General features: G+C 47.8%; 2 protein-coding genes. Both read right to left on the minus strand.

Annotation, left to right across the window (positions count from 1 at the left end):
• Nucleotides 1-18 precede the first annotated feature (18 nt).
• A complete protein-coding gene (locus H9S92_RS00895) occupies nucleotides 19-786 on the minus strand; it encodes a transposase (RefSeq protein WP_187464845.1) in 768 nt (255 codons plus the stop codon).
• A 3-nt stretch (nucleotides 787-789) separates the two neighbouring features.
• On the minus strand, nucleotides 790-1,236 hold the full coding sequence (locus tag H9S92_RS00900; RefSeq protein WP_187464846.1) for a hypothetical protein: 447 nt from the start codon (nucleotides 1,234-1,236) through the stop codon (nucleotides 790-792).
• Between the last annotated feature and the right edge of the window lie 93 nt (nucleotides 1,237-1,329).

The raw sequence follows: 1,329 nt of genomic DNA on the forward strand, positions 1-1,329 counted from the left end.
CAATGGTCCGCTGCGATTTCAAGCTGCTCTAGCGGCGTAGTTCCTGACCTCCGCCAGTACCTCTTGACTTTTTGGCAGGTTCGGGTCAATCCCACACCTGCTGAAAATGCGTAAAGCCAAGCGCTCATTGGTATAGGCAGTTGTAATATCAGCCATGGAAAATGCTCCGCGTTCAAGGTCGGGAACCGCTAAGTGGTGGGCAGCTTTAGCCAAATTAACTACCGTTAGCGCGCAGTTGACGTGGAAGTCGATCTTAAGCCAATCACGCCCTTGCCCCTCTTCTAAACCGCTGAACTGCTTGCCATCGCGGAAAATGAATTCTTGTTGGTAACGACAGCGGTAAGCATGGACAATTTGTTCGGCTGGCTGATCAACATCGGTGCTCATGTATACCTTCACAGACTTGATTTTGTTTTTTTCGTCAAGTTGGTGTATAACCACGATACGGATTTTTAATCCTGCTACTTTTAGTTGAACCACGCCCGTCCAAGCAACGGTTTGAGGTGAACTCAGCGCTTCCACTCGACTAAATACGGCAGGATCAAGGTTAAATAAGTTGACAAAGCCAGCATATTCCTTAGGCCGCCCTTTTGACTTTTGTGGTCCGCTGTAGTAGTAGCGCAGACTGACGTTTTTACGCAAGCGGGAGACTACATGAAAACCTGCATTGACAACGCGTTGGATGAATGGATTTCGGGAAAAGTACGCATCGACTACCACGTATTTACTGATCTGGAGCAGTTCGTCAGCCCGTTGCTCAAGGATTTCGGCATAATAATCCAGCAAAGATTATTTCACATGTCGACCGACGGTTTGAACCGCTTCAAGATGATACGCAGTCTTATTGTCCAAGTCAACAACTGCTAGCCCCGTAATCTCCAATCCCCATTTTCTTTTCCCGGCAACGCCAGAATGAAAATAACCGACTCCAGCAGTATGCTTGCCACTCTTACTCAGGTATGAGGGGTCGAGAGCAATGATACGGTTGGGGCCTAAAAACGGCTCGCTCAACTCTCTGTTGAAGCCCAGCCAATCCATGCGTTTACCAAAGTGCTTACGGTAAGTGAACTCAGAATATTCGCCTTGACGACCTAGGTTGACAAAGTTCCGTCGGCCAATCATTGAGGGCCACAAAACGAAAAGATGGAGCAAAAAGCGGTAGCGCCATGCGGAAATACCAGGAAGTTTTTGCAAAATTGAGGCGACGAGGATTTCGATCTTCGTTGGGCAAGTCATATCTGTACGGTGTAAGGAACCAACAAGATAGGGCTTGCCCTCTTTATATGCATACTTTGCTAAAGTGTTGCCTCAAACCGTAGCGGACCATTG

The organism is Neolewinella lacunae (assembly GCF_014349155.1).
Taxonomy (GTDB): domain Bacteria; phylum Bacteroidota; class Bacteroidia; order Chitinophagales; family Saprospiraceae; genus Neolewinella; species Neolewinella lacunae.